The organism is Bacillus sp. V3-13 (assembly GCF_002860165.1).
Taxonomy (GTDB): Bacteria; Bacillota; Bacilli; order Bacillales; family Cytobacillaceae; genus Bacillus_BJ.
Genome location: NZ_PGUZ01000090.1, coordinates 1 through 1,965 on the forward strand (window position 1 = coordinate 1; position 1,965 = coordinate 1,965).

Annotated in this window: 3 protein-coding genes; all 3 read right to left on the bottom strand. The window is 40.0% G+C overall.

What is annotated here, in order from left to right; translation table 11 throughout:
- Positions 1 to 158: 158 nt before the first annotated feature.
- Positions 159 to 359, bottom strand: coding sequence for a hypothetical protein (locus CU633_RS21835; protein ID WP_101662658.1), 201 nt, complete (start codon positions 357 to 359; stop codon positions 159 to 161).
- Positions 356 to 1,111, bottom strand: coding sequence for an IS21-like element helper ATPase IstB (gene istB / locus CU633_RS21840; protein ID WP_101662659.1), 756 nt, complete (start codon positions 1,109 to 1,111; stop codon positions 356 to 358). The genes CU633_RS21835 and istB overlap by 4 nt, the downstream gene beginning before the upstream one ends.
- On the bottom strand, positions 1,111 to 1,965 hold an 855-nt coding region (locus tag CU633_RS21845), incomplete at its 5' end, for a Mu transposase domain-containing protein (protein ID WP_441296862.1). The genes istB and CU633_RS21845, both read right to left, overlap by 1 nt.

Below are 1,965 nucleotides of genomic sequence, written 5' to 3' on the forward strand. Positions count from 1 at the left end.
CTGAGTATTGCGAAGAGAATGAGCCACTAGTGCGAAGTTTTGAGCCACTGTTTGCGGACAATAGAGCCAGTGAATGTGGAGGGGAGAGCCATTGATTATTATGAGAGAGAAAAGGCAGCCATTGAAACAGTTTTGTTCTATTCCAACGGCTGCTAATTTTATCTAAATCGTTTATCCTCTAGTTGCTGATCAATAATCTCAATTGCCCATGAGACTAGTTCATCAAAATTTAATTCCTTTTCATCATTCCAGACACAATGAGTTAGTAACCTATCTACTATTTTTGTCATCACTTCTTCGGGTAAGTATCTGTGAAAGAAATAACTAGCTATACGGTTTTCAACTTCTGTAGGAATCATTTTCTTACCGCCAAACCATGACGTTCTCTCATTGATAATTCACCATCAACTAGAATCTTATAGGAATCATGAACAATACGATCAAGAATCGCATCTGCAATCTGGGCCTGTCCCAACTTCGAGTGCCAGCCTTCGGGTGAAAATTGAGAACAGAAAATCGTTGAAGCTTTCTTTAACCTTGCTTCAATAATTTCAAAGATATGAAGGATGTTCTCTTCAGAAAGTTCGGTTAACAGCCATTCATCCAAGATTAATAAATCTACCTTCCTATATTTTTGAATCAGCTTACGGAAGCTGCCATCTGCCTCATATTTCGCTACTGCCAGTTCATCCAATAATTCAGGTAATCGGATGTATTTGACATTATAAAATTGACGACATGCCTGAATGCCAAAGGCATTAGAAATCCAGGTCTTTCCGTTCCCTGATGCTCCCATTAAGATGATATTATGGTGATGGTGGATGTAATTTCCTGTTGCCGGTTCAAGGATAAGTGCTTTGTCCAGCTTTCGGTCTGGATGGTATTCGATATCTTCAATTGCAGCTGTGGAATCGTTGAATGTTGCCTGTTTGATCAATCGTTCCAGTTTATTTGATTTGCGTCGATCATACTCATGATCGACAAGCAGGTTAAAACGATCATCGAAATCCATTTTGCTGTATTCTTTATTTATCTCCTGTTGCTGGTATAGTTCGGCCATGCCACTCATTTTCATTTCAGTTAATTTGCGTAGCGTTTCCTGATTCATCATCACTTATTCCTCCCGAAGTATTGTGCGCCCCGTACAAATCCATAATCTTCAGTCCTATCGTTTGAATCGAGCTGATTAGCCGATTGCTTTTGCTTCCTTTTTTTATGCCTGTCCAATATACCTTTTAAAACAGACACCGTAGGATGCTGTGAAATCTCAAGTAGGGTCTGGGTAGCGGACTCCAAATCACTGTTCGAGTATTTTGTTGTTAAATTTCTTAAAGTACTGAGAATATTCAAGGCTTTTTTCTCTGTATTCATATCCAAAATATGTGACACAAACTTATCCATATATGGTCCTATTGATTCTGCCCATTGGCGATTATTTTCAGGGTGGTGGTCCAGATATAACCGATGATGATCGGGCATATGATCACTGTTGGTTGAATATTGTCCAATTTCACCGGATAGGCGTTTATGGGATGCAATCCGCGCATCTCTGAAGTAAAATTCAATTACATCGGTGGTAAGTCGAATATCGACAAACTCCCGAACATATTCATACGGAACGGAATAGTACATGCGTTCAACCTGGATGTGGTAGTTCAGTTGAACCTTTGCGGTTTTCCATTCCGTCAGTTTGTATCGTGTTTGAGGAAGATGCTGAAGGTAGGATTTCTCTTCTTCCTCAAACACTTTTTTACGTGATCCAGGGCGTTTCTGGAAGTCTGCGCTATTGATTTCTTCCAATTTATCAAAAATCCGTTCATTAAGATCCTCGAGATGAAAGCACTGATAATTCCGAAGAGGGGCGATAATTTGACGGGAAATATATCCGACAGTCCCCTCCACACTGGCCTTATCCTTTGGTTTACGAACCCGGCTGGGAATGATAATCGTTCGATAATAATCTGC

What these genes read in the sequence shown, in the direction of transcription:
- istB (WP_101662659.1), bottom strand. Translation starts at nt 1,111, where the DNA reads ATGATGAATCAGGAAACGCTACGCAAATTAACTGAAATGAAAATGAGT.
- CU633_RS21835 (WP_101662658.1), bottom strand. Translation starts at nt 359, where the DNA reads ATGATTCCTACAGAAGTTGAAAACCGTATAGCTAGTTATTTCTTTCAC.